We start from the raw sequence: 16,258 nt of genomic DNA, 5'->3' as shown, positions 1-16,258 counted from the left end.
GCCGCTTCCCTGGCCTCTTGTGGAAGCGGCGGTCCGCCGCCACGCGTCCCCATGCCCTCGAACGTGCCAACCGCACCTCAGTTCACCAGCGCGGACGCCGTCGTGGATGTGCTCGGCAAGGCAGGCATCCCGTGCGGCGTCACGTTGAGCAACACGATTAACGGGGGGTCGCGGATCGGCTGCACTGCGGCCCTCGGCGGCAGCAGCTTCGAGTACGTCGTGGATGTGTTCGACCCGAGCCGCTACACACGGGACGACATCGGGGACGCGATCGCAGCGGGGCGCACGGAGTTCCACCAGACCTTCGTGGCCGCCGGGAACTGGCGCATCAACGTCGTCGACCCCGCCTTCGCACCGCAGATCGCCCAGGCCCTCGGCGGCGTCGTACTCCCCGGTGACGAGCAGGAGATCCCCGACCACCCGCTGCCGTCGATCCCGGCCTCGCCCCGATACGACAGCGTCGACCGGCTCACCGCGGCCCTCGACGCCGCCGTCGGCTGCGAGGAGCGGAAACCCGGAGCCGCCGGCTCACTGACCTGCCGCACCGGGGGCAAGGTCGGCCGTCCCCCCAACTGCGCGACCCTGCGGCTCTACGGCAGCGACACCGACCGGGACAGGGCGCTGCGCTCCGCCGTCGCCCATCGCGGAGTGCCGGCAGCCCTGGCCACGGCCGCGAACTGGTCGATCAACCTCTGCGATCACGAACTCGCCGACCAGGTGGCGAAGGAACTCGGCGGCGTCGCCGTCCGGTACGACGGGCAATGAGCTGCTCCGCCGTTCGCGGCCCCATCTGCCGTGGGAGGGTGGGCAGATGACGCTCGGACTGCCTCTGCCCGACGGGTGGTTGGCGCCCGCCGTGCTGGCGCCGTTGGACGGCAGTGAGGGGTTTCGGGGCGCGGATGCCGGGTCGGTGTTGGACTTCTGGCGGTACGCGATGCCCGATCTGCGGACGAACACCACGCGCGGGCTGCTCGCGGAGTTCCTGGTGCACCGGGCGGTCGGCGCGACCGTCCGCAACCAGGAGTGGGAGTGCTTCGACGTGCTGGCGCCGGGCGGGCTGCGGATCGAGGTGAAGACCAGCGCCTACCTGCAGGTGTGGGGGCAGCGGGAGCTGTCGCGGATCCAGTTCTCCCGGCTGCGCGGGCGCGTCTGGACGCCGGAGGGCGGGACGGCCGCGGAGCCGTCGTACAACGCCGACGTCTATGTCTTCGCGCTGCACACCGCCCGCAGCCACGCCGACTACGACCCGCTGGACGTCGCGCAGTGGAGCTTCTACGTGACCTCCCGCGCGGCCCTGGCGGACGGGCGGGTGCGGGACAGCGCAGTCCTGGCCACCGTGCGGCGGGTGTGCGGCGAGCCGGTCGGGTACGCCGGGCTCGCGGACCGGATCGCGGCGGCCTGAGCCGGCCCGGTCAGGCCTCCGGCGGGGTGGTGCGGTGGGCGTCGAGGGCGGCGGTGAGTTCGGGCAGGCCGGTGGGCGGGGCGCCGAGGGCGGAGAGGACGCGGGCCAGGGGGTCGCCGTCGGCGGGGGTGAGCGGGCCGAGGGTGATGTGGCCGTCGTACCAGAGGGCGGCGCGGCGGCCGGCGGGGTGCTCGGCGTCGATCTCGGCGTAGCCGATCGGGGCGGCCTTGGACCAGCCGGCGATGCGCAGGGCGAAGCCGGAGGGGAACCGCTTGAAGTCGTAGTCGGGCGCGGTGGACGGGTGGGCGAGCGCCTGGTGGAGTTCGTCCGTCATCGGAACGATCGCCAGCCCGTGGGGCAGGCGGGTGACCCGCGCGATCGGGAGCTCGGCCGCCACGACGGTGATCAGCTCATCGGTGGCGATCAGGGCGTTCAGTTCGTATGGCACCACCCCATTCTCGGCCCGAAAAGTCATCTGGTCCGGAAAACAATCGAACTGGCTATCCATCCGATATACCCGGCATGAACGGATCAAGTACGCGCGGCCGCCAACGAGTACGGCAGAGTGGTCCGATGACCCGCACACCCCCGCCCCGCCCGACCGCCGAGCAGCTCGCCGCCGCCCAGGACGCCACTGTCCCGGATGTGGCCGCACCCGGCCTGCGGGTGCTGTTCTGCGGCATCAACCCGGGCCTCTGGTCGGGCGCCACCGGCCACCACTTCGCCCGTCCGGGCAACCGCTTCTGGCCGGCCCTGCACCGGTCCGGCTTCACCCCGCGGCAGTTGGGGCCGGACGAGCAGGAGGAACTGCTCGCGCTCGGCCTGGGCATCACCAACGTGGTAGCCCGCACCACCGCGAAGGCCGCCGAGCTGACCGCCGAGGAGTACCGGGCGGGCGGCGAGGCCCTCGTCGAACGGGTGCTGCGGCTGCGGCCGCGGGTCCTCGCGGTCCTCGGCATCGGCGCGTACCGGGCCGCGTTCGGACGCCCGAAGGCGGCGGTCGGGCGGCAGCCGGAGACGATCGGCGACACCGAGGTCTGGGTGCTGCCGAACCCGAGCGGGCTGAACGCGCACTACACCGTGGACGGGATCACCGCCGAGTTCCGTGCCCTGCGCGAGCACCTGGAGGCGTCAGCCGCCCAGTAGCGCCCGCTCGAAGCGCTCCCGCTCGCGCAGCACGTAGGCGGCGTCCGAGAGGTACATCAGGTGGTGCCCGTCGGCCAGGTGGGAGGCGAACGCGGCGCTGCCGGCGGCGGCCTCGGCCCGCATGAAGTCGACCAGGGCGTGCAGTCGGGCCGCCAGCGCGTCCACCAGCCCGGCCCGGTCGGCCGCGCCGAGGCCGTACGCGTCGCAGAACTCCCGGGCGCGGGCGGCCTGTTCGTCGGGCGTGCCGAAGCCGTCGGCGTTCCCGGGGGCGGTGGTGGGGGCCCAGCGGTAGACCGCGAAGGCGACGTCCCACAGCCGGGGGCCGGGGTGCGCGGTGTCGAAGTCGATCACGCCGACCACCCGGTCGCCGTCCAGTACGCAGTTGTGCGGGGCGTAGTCGCCGTGGCAGATCACCTCGGCGGGTTCGCGGGCGGGCAGCATCCACCCCTCGGCCGCGTACCCGGCGCCAGCGTCGTGCAGGGCGCGCAGCACCCGGGCCGCGCTCAGCAGGGCGGTGCGGGAGGCGGCGGCGGGGGTGGCCGGGTAGTCGGAGACCTCGCCGGGCAGGAAGTCGAGGATCTCCCGCCCGTCCGCCGTCAGCCCGTGGAAGGCGGGCCCGGCGGTGAAGCCGTGGGCCCGCAGGTGCCCGAGCAGCCCGTGCACGGCCGGCGACCACGGCCCGGTCGGCCGCAGCACCCGTGCCCCGACCCGCTCCACCCGGTTGACGCCGCCGACCAGGATCTCGCCGTCCATCACGCACCCGCCCCTCTGTCCACGCAGGGTTCTACCCCGGCGCCCGGGGGCTGCCAACCGCTTTTCTCCGGTCAGCGGGCGCCGAATCCGTCGTCGGTGCGGATCACCTCACGGCCCAGCGGGGTGAGCGAGATCGGCACCATCTTCAGGTTCGCCCAGCCGAACGGGATGCCGATGATCGACAGGAACAGCGGGATCGACGTCACGATGTGACCGATCGCCAGCCACCACCCGGCGAACACCAGCCAGATCACGTTCCCCACGCAGGACGGCGCACCGGCGTCGGCGCGCACCACGGTGGTCCGGCCGAACGGCCACAGCATGAACCCGGCCAGCCGGAACGACGCGATGCCGAACGGGATCGTGATGATCAGCACGAAGCAGATGATCCCGGCGAGGGCGTACCCGAGCGCCATCCACAGGCCGCAGAACAGCAGCCAGATGACGTTGAGCAGGAAGTTGATCAGCTTCATGCTTCCAGCGTCCCACGGTCCGGCCCCGCCGTCTCCAGGGCCTGTCGCCCGAGTACACCCCGCCGCAGGCCGCCGCACGGCGCCCTTTTCCGGTTGGCCGACCAACTGCCCGACCATTCCGCAGCTGATTCGATCAAGCTCTGATAACAAGTGTTCAGATCTCGCCGCGGTTCACCCCATCAGGGAATGGCGCGCCCCGATTCCGACAGTGAATGATTTCGTCTCGCCCGAGCCGCGCAATTTCGCGCGGGATTGCGCAGGCCGCTCAGCAGAGCCCCTCCGGTCCGCCGGAGGGGCTCCGCCGGCGACCGCATCAACAGGAGGCGCTTGGTATGAGCGAGTACACCAACGGCATGGCGGCGGACCTGATCGAGGCGAAGACGCCCTGGGTGAAGGCCCGGCGCAGCTCGAACGTGGGCCAGTGCGTGGAGATGCGCAAGATGGACGACGGCCGGGTGGCCGTCCGGCACAGCCTGGACCCGTCGGGCCCGGCGCTGATCTTCAGCGTCCAGGAGATCGCGGCATATCTCGACGGCGCCCGAAATGGCGAATTCGATCACATGGCCGTCTAATCACATGAGCTGACGACATTCTCCGCTATGGGGACCTGTCGTCATACCCCCCTCGCGTCGGCTATATTCACCTTCCCGCAGAGGTTGGATTAATTGACGCGAGGGGGATTTCATGTCCGCAGCTGGACGTGATGGGGACAGCGGGAACGTCGTTCCGTTCCGGCGCCCGCAGCCCATGGCCGGCGGGGGCGAATCCTGGCCGCTGCCGGCCATGCTGCTCGGCGCGCAGCTGAAGGCGCTCCGGGGCCACCGGCCGCAGAAGTGGCTGGCGAAGCGGACCGGCTACTCCGCCACGGTCTACTCCCGGATCGAGGCGGGCGCGATCCGGATCGACAAGCCGGAGGGGATCGCCCTGATCCTCAAGGAGCTGGGGGTGCCGGTCGGGCCCGGGTTCGACCAGCTGATGGGCCTGGCCCGGGACGCCTCCGTTCCCGGCTGGGCGTCCTCGTTCCGGACCGCCTACCGGGACGCGGTCCCGGAGGGCATGGTGCGCCTGAGCGAGCTGGAGAGTCGGGCCACCGCGCTGTACTCGGTGGAGACCGGCTTCGTCCCGGGCCTGCTGCAGAGCGACGCCTACCGCAGGGCGGTCACCGAGCAGACCCTGCTGCCCAGCCAGCGGCACCTGGCGGAGCAGGTGGTCAAACTGCGCGCGGAGCGGACCCGCCGGTTCTTCGCCGCACAGCCGCCGCGCTCGGTGTTCTTCATCCGGGAGAGCGTGCTGCGCCAGGTGATCGGCTCGCGCGAGCTGATGGTGGAGCAGCTGGAGCTGCTGCTCCGCTACGTCGAGACGCCCGGGATCGGCGTGCGGGTCATCCCGATGGACCAACCGCTGGCGCTGCAGGTGTCCTCGCTGACCAGGCTGGACTTCGAGGGCCAGCTCTTCGCGGTGCCGTCCGTGATCTACAACGAGTGGGCCGGGCGCGGCGACTACTACCGGGGCCCGCTGGAGGGCGAGACCTCCTCGGACGAGTTCCGGGACCTGCGGACGGTGATCGACGACGCCGTCCGCCTGGCGCCGGGCCGCGACCAGAGCCGCCGGCTGATCGCCGAGGCGCTGTGGGCCCACCACGCGCGCCGGTAGGCCGCCCCGCTCAGTCCACGGTGGCCAGCCCGCCGAACTCGAACCACTCCCGGGCGGCCGGGCGGGCCTCCGGCGCCTCCTCCGGCGTCCAGTGCGCGACGTCGGTCAGGCCCGGCCGCTGGACGGTGAGCCGGTCGACGTCGAAGAACCGCCGGACCTCCTCCTCCGTCCGCACCCGGCCCCAGCGCCCGCCGGTCCGCTCGGCCATCAGGCTGCTCACCTGCCGGCGGATCCGGCCGCTGCCGCTGACCAGCTGGCAGGCCACCACCACGCTGCCGGCGGCCAGTTGGCGCACCGTGCGCTCGATCACGGCGCGCGGGTCCTTGCTGTCCGGCAGGCAGTGCAGGACGGAGACGAACAGCACGGCGACCGGCAGGGCGAAGTCGATGCGGCCCTCCACGGCCGCCCGGATCCGCTCGGTCTCCACCAGGTCGGCGGGCAGGATCGTCACGTTCGGGTTCTCGTCCAGCAGCGCGCGGCCGTAGGAGAGCACCATCGGGTCGTTGTCGATGTAGACGACCTTGCAGTCCTCGTGCACGGCCTGGGCGACCTGGTGCACGTTCTCCCGGGTCGGCAGGCCGGAGCCGTGGTCGAGGAACTGCCGGATGCCGTACCGGCCGGCGATGTGCCGCACCGCCCGGATCAGGAACTCCCGGTTGCTGCGGGCGAGTTCGCGCGCGCCCGGGGCGATCCGCAGCAGCTCCTCGCCGGCCAGCCGGTCGGCGTCGTAGTTGTTCCGGCCGCCGAGCAGCCAGTCGTGCATCCGCGCCGTGCTGGGCCGCTCCGGGTCGAACTGCGGAAACGCTCCTGCTTCCTCGGTCACGCCACCGACCCCTAAGCTCCAACTCCGCTGCACCGCAGCAATTCTGACGGACCATCGGAGCTTCGGCCGCGTGCGGCCACGCCAAACTACCCGCAAGGGTGAAACCCCATACGGGTATGGCGAAGCGTGGCGAACGCGGCTCGGCCGTGCGCTACGGGGCCGCGCGCCGTCCGCCCGGTTCAGACCTCGGCGCCCTCCCCTCCGCCGGCGGCCAGCATCCGCCGGGCCGCCATCAACTGGACGTGCAGCTGCGGCTCGTTGAGGCCCATCAGCTCGGCCGCCTCCCGCGGCGCCATGCCGAGCAGCCCGTGCAGCAGCGCGGCGTCGGCGACCCGGGCGGGCAACGCCCGGTGCAGCCGGTCCAGTTCGAGGTCGCAGGCCTGCCGGCTGGCGAGCGTGACGCTGTCGTGCAGCACCCGCCAGGTGAACGCGGCCGGGCCGTCGTTCAGCGCCTGCGTCCAGCTCGACTCGGCGCGGCGCAGCACCTGTTCCACCACCCGGCCGGCCAGCGCGCCGTCGCCGAGCCTGGCCCGGGCGTACGCCTGGTAGCCGCGGCAGTGGAGTTGGACGAACGCGTCGTAGCCGCAGTCGGCCGTCGCGGGCTCGTGTGAACGGGACACCCATGGCTCCTTCGACGTCAGCCCGGAACGGGGCGTGGGCGCGGCGGGGTGGGGTGGGTCGGTGCGAGGTGGAACGAACGACGGCCCGCCCGGGTGCCGCAGCGGGCGGCCCGGGCGGTCGTCGGTCGGGTCAGCGCAGGTCGGTCCGGCTCCACTCGACGTGGGCGTCCCGGCAGAGCCGCAGCAGGCCGAGCACCAGGGCGGCGCGCTCCCACTCGATCGGGCCGGCGGCGGTCACCGCCCAGACCAGCAGCGGCGCCGCCAGCAGGGCCCGCAGCCGGACGGCGCCGGCGACCGCGCGAACCCTGCGCAATCCCACGCCCGGGCGTTCGGCCCTGCTAGCGTGGACGACTTCGGGAAGCCTCGCGCTTTCCCGGGAGGGTCGGTCATTCACAGGTGTGCTACCTCCTCTGATCGGCCCGCACCGCCTCGTCCGGTGTTGCCGCACCGGGCGGGGCAGCCCCCGTTCGAGGGGGTGGCCGTGCAGCAGAATCTACCGGCCGCGAGCGTCCGATCCGCCGCCGATCGACCTGCGCAATCCCCCCTGTCGGACGCCCGGTTCGACCGGTCGGATCCGGTCCCGGCGCACTCGGATCCGATCAACCGCGGCCATCGCCGCACAGCCGTGAGGCCCGCACCGGGGCGGGCCTCACGGGAGCCGGTCAGGCGAGCAGTTTGTCCTTGGCGCGCTGGTACTCCTCCTCGGAGAGCGCGCCGCTGTTGCGGAGTTCGGCCAGTCTGGCGAGGTCGTCCACGTGACCGGTGGCGGCCCCGGCGGAGGCGCCCTGGGGCGGCGCGGTGCCGGCGGCGCGGCGGATGTAGTCCTGGAGCGCGGCGTCCGCCTGTTTGGCCTGGGCGATGTCGCGTTCGTGCATGGAGCCGCCGCGGACGATCAGGTAGACCAGCACACCGAGGAAGGGCAGCAGGATCACCAGCACGGTCCAGCCGGCCTTCGCGCCGCCGCCCATGTCCTGGCTGCGGAAGATGTCCGTGATGATCTTGAACAGCAGGAAGAACCAGAGGATCCAGAGGAACAGCTCCAGCATCGTCCAGAAGATGTTGAGCAACGGGTAGTCCATGACGCTCCGATCCCGCACACGGTCAGACCGATCGTCCCCGTGCCTCGCACGGCGGAGGGACGAATCGATTCGTATCACCGCGAAACGGTCATCGCACGTCGGGCGGCAGGACCCCGGCCGGGCTGTTCTGCTGCCGGTCGAACTCGGCGATGTCGGGGTGGTGCAGGTCGAACGCCGGGGACTCGGAGCGGATCCGCGGCAGGGTGACGAAGTTGTGCCGGGGCGGCGGGCAGGAGGTCGCCCACTCCAGCGAGCGGCCGTAGCCCCACGGGTCGTCGACGTCCACCTTCGGCGCGTGCCCGACGGTCCGCCAGACGTTGTAGAGGAACGGCAGGGTGGACAGGCCGAGCAGGAACGAGCCGATGCTCGACACCGTGTTGAGGGCGGTGAAGCCGTCCGCCGCGAGGTAGTCGGCGTAGCGGCGCGGCATGCCCTCCGCGCCGAGCCAGTGCTGGACCAGGAAGGTGGTGTGGAAGCCGACGAACAGCGTCCAGAAGTGGATCTTCCCGAGCCGCTCGTCCAGCATCCGGCCGGTCATCTTCGGCCACCAGAAGTAGAAGCCCGCGAACATCGCGAACACCACCGTCCCGAACACCACGTAGTGGAAGTGCGCGACCACGAAGTAGCTGTCGGAGACGTGGAAGTCGAGCGGCGGCGAGGCCAGCACCACGCCGGTAAGGCCGCCGAACAGGAAGGTCACCAGGAAGCCCACCGACCAGAGCATCGGGGTCTCGAAGGAGAGCGAGCCGCGCCACATGGTGCCCAGCCAGTTGAAGAACTTCACCCCGGTCGGGACGGCGATCAGGAAGGTCATGAAGGAGAAGAACGGCAGCAGCACCTGCCCGGTGACGAACATGTGGTGCGCCCAGACCGTGATCGACAGGCCGGCGATGGCGATGGTGGCGCCGATCAGGCCGGAGTAGCCGAACATCGGCTTGCGGCTGAACACCGGGAGGATCTCCGAGACGATGCCGAAGAACGGCAGCGCGATGATGTAGACCTCCGGGTGCCCGAAGAACCAGAACAGGTGCTGCCACAGGATCGCACCGCCGTTGGCCGGGTCGAAGACGTGCGCGCCGAACTTGCGGTCGGCCTCCAGGCAGAGCAGCGCGGCGGCCAGCACCGGGAACGCCATCAGGATCAGCACGGCGGTCAGCAGCACGTTCCAGCAGAAGATCGACATCCGGAACATCGTCATGCCGGGCGCGCGCAGGCAGGCGATGGTGGCGACGAAGTTGACCGAGCCGAGGATGGTGCCGAAGCCGGAGAACGCCAGGCCCATGATCCACAGGTCGGCGCCGATGTTCGGCGAGTGCACCGCGCTGTTCAGCGGCGCGTAGGCGAACCAGCCGAAGTCGGCCGCGCCGCCGGGGAGCAGGAACCCGGCCACCACGATCAGCGAGCCGAACAGGTACAGCCAGTACGCGAAGGCGTTCAGCCGGGGGAAGGCGACGTCGGGGGCACCGACCTGGAGCGGCATGAACCAGTTCGCGAAGCCGGCGAAGAGAGGGGTGGCGAACATCAGCAGCATGATCGTGCCGTGGATGGTGAACGCCTGGTTGAACTGCTCGTTGGAGAGGATCTGCGTCCCCGGCCGGGCCAGTTCGGCCCGCATCAGCAGCGCCAGCACCCCGCCGATCAGGAAGAACGCGAACGAGGTGACCAGGTACAGGGTGCCGATCTGCTTGTGGTCGGTGGTGGTCAGCCAGCTCACCAGCGCGCGGCCCCGGCGGGGGCGGGTGGCCCGGCCGAAGCGGCGGCGCGGCACCTGCGGGGCGGGTGGCGGGGCGGTCGGGCCGCCCAGTTCGGCATCGCTCGGCAGCATCGTCACCGCACCGCACCTCCGGCCTCGGGTCTGGCAGTGCGTCCAGCACTACCAGCGGGGCCCGGGGCCGGACCGGACGCTCGCCGGGCCCTCCCCCGAAGGAGTCAGCGCCCGGCCATCCGCTCCAGGCGGTCGATCCGCTCGCGCATCGGCGGGTGGGTGGAGAACAGCTTCGCGCCGACCTCGCCGGGCCGGAACGGGTTGGCGATCATCATGTGACTGGCCGTCTGCAGCTGCGGCTCGGGCGGCAGCGGCAGGCGCTGGGTGCCGGCGTCCAGCTTGCGCAGCGCACTGGCCAGGGCCAGCGGGTCGCCGGTGATCCGGGCGCCGTCGGCGTCGGCCTGGTACTCGCGGGAGCGGCTGACGGCCAGCTGGATCAGGCTCGCGGCGATCGGCCCCAGGATCATGATCAGCAGCATGCCGAACAGGCCCGGGCCGTCGTCGTCCTCGGAGCGGCCGAACGGGATCAGCCAGGCGAAGTTGACCAGGAACATCACCACCGAGGCGAGCGCGCCGGCCACCGAGGAGATCAGGATGTCCCGGTTGTAGACGTGGCTGAGCTCGTGGCCGAGCACCCCGCGCAGCTCGCGCTCGTCCAGCAGCTGGAGGATGCCGTCGGTGCAGCAGACCGCCGCGTTGCGCGGGTTGCGGCCGGTGGCGAAAGCATTCGGCGCGGGGGTGGGCGAGATGTAGAGCCTGGGCATCGGCTGCCGGGCGGCGGTGGAGAGCTCGCGGACGATCCGGTACAGCTGCGGGGCCTCGATCTCGCTGACCGGCCGGGCCCGCATCGCGCGCAGCGCCAGCTTGTCGCTGTTCCAGTACGCGTAGGCGTTGGTGCCGAGCGCGATCAGCAGCGCCACCAGCAGGCCGGTGCGGCCGAAGAAGCTGCCGATCACCAGGATCAGCGCGGAGAGGCCGCCGAGCAGGACGGCCGTCCGCAATCCGTTGTGGTGGCGGTGCACTGCGGGCCCTCCTGTGGTGCCGGGGAGGCCGGCGGAGCAGCCTCCTTCTGCCGGGATCAACGCGCCGAGCTGGCCCGATCGTTCCCTCCGGCATTCGACCACAGGTCAGAACAGGCTGCCCGACACCACCTGGAGCACCAGTTGCGGGGCCACCGACAGCACCGCGGCGCCGCTCGCGGCGAGGCCCAGCGCGGCGGTCAGCGAGGCCGGGACACGCGGCGCGGCGAGGTCCGCGGAGTCGGCCGGGGCGAACAGCAGGGCCGTCCACTTCAGGTAGTAGGCGAGCGCGATCACCACGTTCACCGCCATCACCACGGCCAGCCAGCCCAGGCCCGCGTCCACGGCCGCCCGGAACACCACGACCTTGCCGAACAGGCCGACCACGCCCGGCGGCAGGCCGGCCAGGCAGAGCAGGAAGAACGCCAGCGCGAACGCCGCCCAGCGGTTGCGCGAGGCCAGCCCGCGGAACGCGTCCAGCCGGCCCGTGCCGCCGACCAGCGCGACCACGCCGAACGCGCCCAGGTTCACCAGGCCGTAGATCAGCGCGTACGCGACCGTCGCGCCCAGCGGGTCGGCGGAGTCGGCGTACCCGGCGGCGGCCAGCGGCACCAGCAGGTAGCCGGCCTGGCCGACCGAGGACCAGGCGAGCAGCCGCACCGCGCCGTGCGGGGTGTCGGCGCGCTGGCGCAGCGCCGCCGCGTTGCCGACCGTCATGGTCAGCGCGGCCAGCACCGCCAGCACCAGGCCCCAGGTGTGGCCGTACGGACGGAACGCGACGGTGGTGACCAGCGCCAGGCCGGAGAGGCCCGCGGCCTTGCCGACCACCGACAGGTAGCCGGCCACCGGGAGCGGCGCGCCAACGTAGGTGTCGGGCACCCAGAAGTGGAACGGGACGGCGGCGGTCTTGAACGCGAACCCGATCAGGGTGAGCACCGCGCCCGCCTCGGCCAGCGGCTTCAGCTGGGCGGGGGCGTGTGCCAGGCCGTCGGCGATGCCCTGGAGCTGGAGGGTGCCGGCGGCGGCGTAGACGAAGCTGACACCGAGCAGCATCACGGCGGTCGCGGTGACGGAGGAGAGGAAGAACTTGAGCGCGCTCTCCGCGCCCCGGCCGTCCCGGCGCAGCGCCACCAGGGCGAAGGCGGGCAGGGTGGCGACCTCCAGGGCGATCACCAGGGTGGCGAGGTCGCGGGCGGCGGGCAGCAGGGCGGCGCCGCAGGCGGAGGAGAGCAGCAGGAACCAGTACTCGCCGCCGGGCAGTTTCTCGTCCTCGACGGTGTGCAGCGAGAGCAGGGCGGTGAGCAGCGCGCCGCCGAGGGCGAGCAGCTGGAAGGCGAGTGCGAACCGGTCGGCGGTGTAGGAGCAGCCGCCGGTGGTGAAGCAGAAGGTGGAGCGGGTGTCGCCGAGCACCAGCGGCAGCAGCATGGCCAGCGCGGCGAGCAGCCCGGCCGCGCTCAGCCGGCCGAGCAGGCGCTTGCGGGCGGCGGGCAGGAAGAGGTCGGCGACCAGCACGGCGAGGGCGGTGAGCGCGGCGATCAGCGGCGGGGCGACGGCCACCCAGTCGACGGACTGGATCAGGGCGCCCGGGTCGGCGACGGCGAGCGGAGTCATGAGGGGCTGCCCCAGGTCGTGTGTGGTGGTCATCAGCCGCTCCCGAGGAGGTGCTTGACGGCCGGGTCGGAGAGGCCGAGCAGCAGCGCCGGCCACAGGCCCGCCACCAGGGTGAGCGCGGCGAGCGGCGTCCAGCTGGCGGCCTCGTAGCCGCGCAGGTCGGGCAGGTCGGCGACCGGGGCGGGCTGCTTCGGGTCGCCCATGCAGACCCGGCGGACCACGACCAGCAGGTAGCCGGCGGTCAGCAGGGTGCCGAGGCCGGCCAGTGCCATGTAGGTGACGAAGGCGGGCCGGGAGAGGCCGTCGGCCGGGTCGAACGCGCCGTACATGGCGAGCAGTTCGCCCCAGAATCCGGCCAGGCCGGGCAGGCCGAGGCTGGCGACGGCGGCGAACGCCAGCAGGGCGCCGATCCGCGGCGCGCGGCCGTACAGGGCGGCGCCGGTGGCCCCGGCGAGGGTGTCCAGGTCGGCGGTGCCGTAGCGGTCCTTGACCGCGCCGACCACGAAGAACAGCAGGCCGGTGATCAGGCCGTGCGCGATGTTGGCGAACAGCGCGCCGTTCAGGCCGGTCGGGGTGAGCGAGGCGATGCCGAGCAGCACGAAGCCCATGTGGCCGACCGAGGAGTACGCGATCAGCCGCTTCAGGTCGCCCTTGGCGCCCGTCCGCGCGAGGGCCAGGCAGGCCAGCGAGCCGTAGACGATGCCGACGGCGGCGAACGCGCCCAGGTACGGGGCGTAGGTGGCGGCGCCGTCCGGGACGATCGGCAGCAGGACGCGGACCAGGCCGTAGGTGCCCATCTTGAGCATGACGCCGGCCAGCAGCACCGAGCCGGCGGTCGGGGCGGCGGTGTGCGCGTCGGGCAGCCAGGAGTGCAGCGGCCAGGCGGGCGCCTTGACGGCGAGGCCGACCAGGATCGCCAGCGCGGCGATCAGCTGGGTGGTGTGCGAGAGCCCGGAGCCGTGCGCGTCGGCGAGCTTCACCATGTCGAAGGTGCCGGCCTTGACGCCGATCAGCAGGAAGCCGAGCAGCATCACGGCGGAGCCGAGCAGGGTGTACAGGATGAACCGGTTCGCGGCCGCGACCTTCTGTCCGCTGCCCCAGCGGGAGATCAGGAAGTACATCGGGATCAGCACGATCTCGAAGGCCAGGAAGAACAGCACCAGGTCGAGCACCGCGAAGGTGGCGAGCATGCCGGTCTCCAGCAGGAGCAGCAGCCCGGTGAAGGCGCGGCCGCCGGGGCCCTCGGGGAGCTTCTTCACCGAGTAGAGCGCGCACAGGAAGGTGAGCAGCGCGGTGAGCACCAGCAGCGGCAGCGAGATGCCGTCCGTGCCGAGGTGCAGGCGGACGTCCAGCGCGGGGATCCAGGACACGTCGGTGACGGCCTGCATCCGGCCGGGCTCGCCGTGGTCGAAGCCGGCGGCGAGGGCGATCGCCAGCAGCAGGGTGGCGCCGGTGACGGTGGTGCCGAGGCGCAGGGCCCGGCGGTCGCCGATCGGGGCGAGCATCAGGGCGGCGCCGAGCAGCGGCAGGGCCAGGAGGGCGATGAGGACAGCGTTCATCGGTGGCTCCTAGGGGCGGGAGTCTGGGGGTGCGTCACGATCCCACCGCCACCAGGACGACGAGCAGGACGGCCCCGGCGAGCAGCGCGCTCAGGTAGCCCTGGGCGTTGCCGGTCTGGGCGAAGCGGACGGCGCGGCCGAGCCAGCCCGGTGCGGCGCCCGCGCCGCGGACGTAGGTCTCCACCACGGCGCGGTCCAGGAACCGGACCAGTCGGGCGGCGGCCTCGGTGGGCCGGACGAACAGGGTGCTGTACAGCCGGTCGACGCCGAAGCCGTGCTGGGCGGGCCGGTACAGCGGGCCGAGCAGCAGCCGGGCCGGGTCGCCGGCGGGCCGGTCGGCGGGGGTGCGGGCGGTGACGGTGCGCCAGGCGGCCCAGCCGATCAGCAGTCCGGCCACGGCGATGCCGGTGCCGAGCACGCCGGTGGTGAGGGACGGGCGCAGCGACTCGCCGTCGAGCAGGTCGGGCAGCCAGTCGGTGCGCAGCCCGGTCAGGCCGAAGGCCATCGCGGGGACGGCGAGCACCCACAGCGGCCAGCGCATCGCGGCCGGTTCGGCGTGGCCGGGGTCGGCCTCGTCGACCTCCGGGGAGTACGGGGCGCCGGGCTGCGGGGCGAGCGAGCCGCCGTCGGCGGTGCGGCCGTAGAAGACGGCCAGCCACAGCCGGGTGGCGTAGACGGCGGTGAGCAGCGCGGTGAGCAGGCCGGCCACCAGGACCGTCCAGCCGACGGCGGTGGGGACGGCGGAGGCGGGGCCGAGGCTGCCGCTGAGGGCCTCGCCGTGGGCGGCGTGCTCGGCGGCGGTGAGCACCGACTCCTTGGAGAAGAAGCCGGCCAGCGGCGGCAGGCCGACCAGCGCGGCCAGGCCGATGCCCATGGTCCACCAGGCGTCGGGGATGCGGTGGCGCAGGCCGTCCATGCGGGCCATCGCGCTGAGCGAGTTGGTGTGGGCGGCATGGATGACCACGCCGGCGCCGAGGAACAGCAGCGCCTTGAACGCGCCGTGCGAGACCAGGTGGAACACCGCGGCCTGGCGGTCGCCGGAGGCCAGCGCGCCGGCCATGTAGCCGAGCTGGCCGACCGTCGAGTAGGCGAGGACGCGTTTCAGGTCGTCCTGGGCGAGGGCGCACAGGGCGGAGCCGACCATGGTGACGGCGGCCATCACGGCCAGTACGACCAGGGCGGCGGAGGACTGCAGGAAGACCGGCAGCAGCCGGGCGACCAGGTAAACGCCGGCGGCGACCATGGTGGCGGCGTGGATCAGCGCGGAGACCGGCGTCGGGCCGGCCATCGCGTCGGGCAGCCAGGTGTGCAGCGGGAACTGGGCGCTCTTGCCGGCCACGCCGGCGAGCAGCAGCAGGGCGATCAGCGTGGGGTGGTGCAGGTCGGCGTTCAGCACCTCGCCGATCCGGAACGTCCCGGCGTCCGCGCCGAGCAGGAACAGGCCGAACAGGAACGGCACGTCGCCGAGCTTGGTGACCAGGAAGGCCTTCAGCGAGGCGGCCCGGGCGTCGGCGGTCTCCCAGTGGTGGCCGATCAGGAAGTACGAGCAGATGCCCATGACTTCCCAGCCGACCAGCAGCACGATCAGGTCGCCGGAGAAGACGACCAGGTACATCGCGGCGGTGAACAGCGAGACCAGCGCCGCGTACGACGGGTAGCGCGGGTCGTCCTTCAGGTAGGCGGTGGAGTAGATCTGCACGCAGGTGGCGACCAGGCCGACCAGCACCGAGATCAGCGAGCTGAAGCCGTCCAGGTGCAGGGCCAGGGTGATCTCCGGGCCGCCGGTGGGGGCGAGCCGGGTGCCGGCGTCCAGGGTGGTGCCGGTGCCCAGTTGCAGGGCCGTGACCAGGGCGAGGACGGCGGACACCGCGACCGGCAGCACGGCGATCGGGCGGGCCAGCGCGGGGTGGCGGCGTCCGGTGGCCAGGCCGGCGGCGGCGCCGAGCGCGGGCAGGACGGGGACGAGGATCGGCAGCGCGAGGTTCATGCGGCGGCCTGCTCCTTCTCCTCGGCAGCTTCGGCCGACCGGTCCGGGTCGTCCGCCTCGTGCCGGTCGCCGAGCGCGGTGACCCGGTCGACGGCGGCGGTGCGGCGGGTGCGGTACACCAGCAGCACGACGGCCAGGCCGAGGCCGATCTCGGCGGCGGCGATGGTGATGGTGAACAGGGTGAGCGCCTGGCCGGCGTGCAGGGTGTCGCGCAGCCAGACGTCGAAGGCGACCAGGTTCAGGTTGACGGCGTTGAGCATCAGCTCGACCGACATCAGCACCAGGACGACGTTGCGCCGGGCGAGCACGCCGTACACGCCGACGCTGAACAGCAGCACGGCGAGGACGGCGGGGTAGGCGAGGTGCAC

General features: G+C 72.5%; 18 protein-coding genes. 5 read left to right on the top strand and 13 right to left on the bottom strand.

Translation table 11 applies throughout. The features are described from left to right. Positions 1–63: 63 nt before the first annotated feature. Both ACWEMJ_RS12600 and ACWEMJ_RS12595 read left to right on the top strand, forming a co-directional pair. Positions 64–765, top strand: a complete 702-nt coding sequence (locus ACWEMJ_RS12600; RefSeq protein ID WP_452136996.1) for a hypothetical protein — start codon at positions 64–66, stop codon at positions 763–765. Positions 766–811: 46 nt separating this feature from the next. Continuing rightward, a complete protein-coding gene (locus ACWEMJ_RS12595) occupies positions 812–1,402 on the top strand; it encodes a hypothetical protein (RefSeq protein ID WP_452136995.1) in 591 nt (196 codons plus the stop codon). A gap of 10 nt (positions 1,403–1,412) precedes the next feature. On the opposite strand, the gene ACWEMJ_RS12590 is transcribed toward ACWEMJ_RS12595, so the two are convergent. After that, entirely contained in the window at positions 1,413–1,850 is a 438-nt protein-coding gene (locus ACWEMJ_RS12590) for a hypothetical protein (protein ID WP_452136994.1), read from the bottom strand. Positions 1,851–1,975: 125 nt separating this feature from the next. On the opposite strand from ACWEMJ_RS12590, the gene mug reads away from it, so the two are divergent. Then, positions 1,976–2,548, top strand: a complete 573-nt coding sequence (gene mug, locus ACWEMJ_RS12585) for a G/U mismatch-specific DNA glycosylase (RefSeq protein WP_452136993.1) — start codon at positions 1,976–1,978, stop codon at positions 2,546–2,548. Here the strand turns inward: mug and ACWEMJ_RS12580 are convergent. Continuing rightward, entirely contained in the window at positions 2,534–3,301 is a 768-nt protein-coding gene (locus ACWEMJ_RS12580) for a phosphotransferase enzyme family protein (RefSeq protein WP_452136992.1), read from the bottom strand. The two genes, mug and ACWEMJ_RS12580, sit on opposite strands and share 15 nt — an antisense overlap. A gap of 71 nt (positions 3,302–3,372) precedes the next feature. Next, on the bottom strand, positions 3,373–3,774 hold the full coding sequence (locus ACWEMJ_RS12575; RefSeq protein WP_452136991.1) for a YccF domain-containing protein: 402 nt from the start codon (positions 3,772–3,774) through the stop codon (positions 3,373–3,375). A gap of 332 nt (positions 3,775–4,106) precedes the next feature. Between ACWEMJ_RS12575 and ACWEMJ_RS12570 the strand changes: the two genes are divergently transcribed. Both ACWEMJ_RS12570 and ACWEMJ_RS12565 read left to right on the top strand, forming a co-directional pair. After that, positions 4,107–4,346 carry a DUF397 domain-containing protein gene (locus ACWEMJ_RS12570; protein ID WP_380484452.1) on the top strand — a complete coding sequence of 80 codons (240 nt, stop codon included), beginning with the start codon at positions 4,107–4,109 and terminating at the stop codon, positions 4,344–4,346. A 112-nt stretch (positions 4,347–4,458) separates the two neighbouring features. Continuing rightward, positions 4,459–5,427, top strand: coding sequence for a helix-turn-helix domain-containing protein (locus ACWEMJ_RS12565; RefSeq protein WP_452136990.1), 969 nt, complete (start codon positions 4,459–4,461; stop codon positions 5,425–5,427). Between the two features lie 10 nt (positions 5,428–5,437). Here the strand turns inward: ACWEMJ_RS12565 and ACWEMJ_RS12560 are convergent, their stop codons facing one another. From ACWEMJ_RS12560 to nuoK, 10 genes are all read right to left on the bottom strand, one after another. Continuing rightward, the gene (locus ACWEMJ_RS12560; RefSeq protein WP_452136989.1) at positions 5,438–6,250 is read right to left on the bottom strand and encodes an SAM-dependent methyltransferase; all 813 of its coding nucleotides are present in this window, start codon (positions 6,248–6,250) and stop codon (positions 5,438–5,440) included. Between the two features lie 179 nt (positions 6,251–6,429). Next, positions 6,430–6,870 carry a sigma-70 region 4 domain-containing protein gene (locus ACWEMJ_RS12555; protein WP_452136988.1) on the bottom strand — a complete coding sequence of 147 codons (441 nt, stop codon included), beginning with the start codon at positions 6,868–6,870 and terminating at the stop codon, positions 6,430–6,432. A gap of 130 nt (positions 6,871–7,000) precedes the next feature. Next, positions 7,001–7,183 carry a hypothetical protein gene (locus tag ACWEMJ_RS12550; protein WP_452136987.1) on the bottom strand — a complete coding sequence of 61 codons (183 nt, stop codon included), beginning with the start codon at positions 7,181–7,183 and terminating at the stop codon, positions 7,001–7,003. A gap of 349 nt (positions 7,184–7,532) precedes the next feature. Then, positions 7,533–7,949 carry an SHOCT domain-containing protein gene (locus ACWEMJ_RS12545; protein WP_452136986.1) on the bottom strand — a complete coding sequence of 139 codons (417 nt, stop codon included), beginning with the start codon at positions 7,947–7,949 and terminating at the stop codon, positions 7,533–7,535. Positions 7,950–8,037: 88 nt separating this feature from the next. Beyond that, entirely contained in the window at positions 8,038–9,774 is a 1,737-nt protein-coding gene (ctaD, locus tag ACWEMJ_RS12540) for an aa3-type cytochrome oxidase subunit I (protein WP_452137028.1), read from the bottom strand. A 104-nt stretch (positions 9,775–9,878) separates the two neighbouring features. Next, entirely contained in the window at positions 9,879–10,736 is an 858-nt protein-coding gene (gene htpX, locus ACWEMJ_RS12535; RefSeq protein WP_035863607.1) for a zinc metalloprotease HtpX, read from the bottom strand. Between the two features lie 105 nt (positions 10,737–10,841). Then, a complete protein-coding gene (locus ACWEMJ_RS12530) occupies positions 10,842–12,344 on the bottom strand; it encodes an NADH-quinone oxidoreductase subunit N (protein WP_452137027.1) in 1,503 nt (500 codons plus the stop codon). A gap of 32 nt (positions 12,345–12,376) precedes the next feature. Beyond that, positions 12,377–13,903, bottom strand: coding sequence for a complex I subunit 4 family protein (locus tag ACWEMJ_RS12525; protein WP_452136985.1), 1,527 nt, complete (start codon positions 13,901–13,903; stop codon positions 12,377–12,379). Positions 13,904–13,937: 34 nt separating this feature from the next. Beyond that, entirely contained in the window at positions 13,938–15,890 is a 1,953-nt protein-coding gene (locus tag ACWEMJ_RS12520) for an NADH-quinone oxidoreductase subunit 5 family protein (RefSeq protein ID WP_452136984.1), read from the bottom strand. Continuing rightward, positions 15,887–16,258, bottom strand: a complete 372-nt coding sequence (gene nuoK, locus ACWEMJ_RS12515; RefSeq protein WP_452136983.1) for an NADH-quinone oxidoreductase subunit NuoK — start codon at positions 16,256–16,258, stop codon at positions 15,887–15,889. Before nuoK ends, ACWEMJ_RS12520 begins: the two co-directional genes overlap by 4 nt.

Source organism: Kitasatospora sp. NPDC004531 (assembly GCF_053602195.1).
Note: the sequence above shows the minus strand (reverse complement) of the source record. Positions and strands in the feature narration are given on the sequence as shown.

Bases quoted from the DNA above. Each gene is read 5' to 3' on its own strand.
- ACWEMJ_RS12595 (WP_452136995.1), top strand. From the start codon at position 812: ATGACGCTCGGACTGCCTCTGCCCGACGGGTGGTTGGCGCCCGCCGTG.
- mug (WP_452136993.1), top strand. From the start codon at position 1,976: ATGACCCGCACACCCCCGCCCCGCCCGACCGCCGAGCAGCTCGCCGCC.
- ACWEMJ_RS12580 (WP_452136992.1), bottom strand. From the start codon at position 3,301: ATGGACGGCGAGATCCTGGTCGGCGGCGTCAACCGGGTGGAGCGGGTC.
- ACWEMJ_RS12575 (WP_452136991.1), bottom strand. From the start codon at position 3,774: ATGAAGCTGATCAACTTCCTGCTCAACGTCATCTGGCTGCTGTTCTGC.
- ACWEMJ_RS12570 (WP_380484452.1), top strand. From the start codon at position 4,107: ATGAGCGAGTACACCAACGGCATGGCGGCGGACCTGATCGAGGCGAAG.
- ACWEMJ_RS12565 (WP_452136990.1), top strand. From the start codon at position 4,459: ATGTCCGCAGCTGGACGTGATGGGGACAGCGGGAACGTCGTTCCGTTC.
- ACWEMJ_RS12545 (WP_452136986.1), bottom strand. From the start codon at position 7,949: ATGGACTACCCGTTGCTCAACATCTTCTGGACGATGCTGGAGCTGTTC.
- ctaD (WP_452137028.1), bottom strand. From the start codon at position 9,774: ATGCTGCCGAGCGATGCCGAACTGGGCGGCCCGACCGCCCCGCCACCC.
- ACWEMJ_RS12530 (WP_452137027.1), bottom strand. From the start codon at position 12,344: ATGACTCCGCTCGCCGTCGCCGACCCGGGCGCCCTGATCCAGTCCGTC.
- ACWEMJ_RS12525 (WP_452136985.1), bottom strand. From the start codon at position 13,903: ATGAACGCTGTCCTCATCGCCCTCCTGGCCCTGCCGCTGCTCGGCGCC.
- ACWEMJ_RS12520 (WP_452136984.1), bottom strand. From the start codon at position 15,890: ATGAACCTCGCGCTGCCGATCCTCGTCCCCGTCCTGCCCGCGCTCGGC.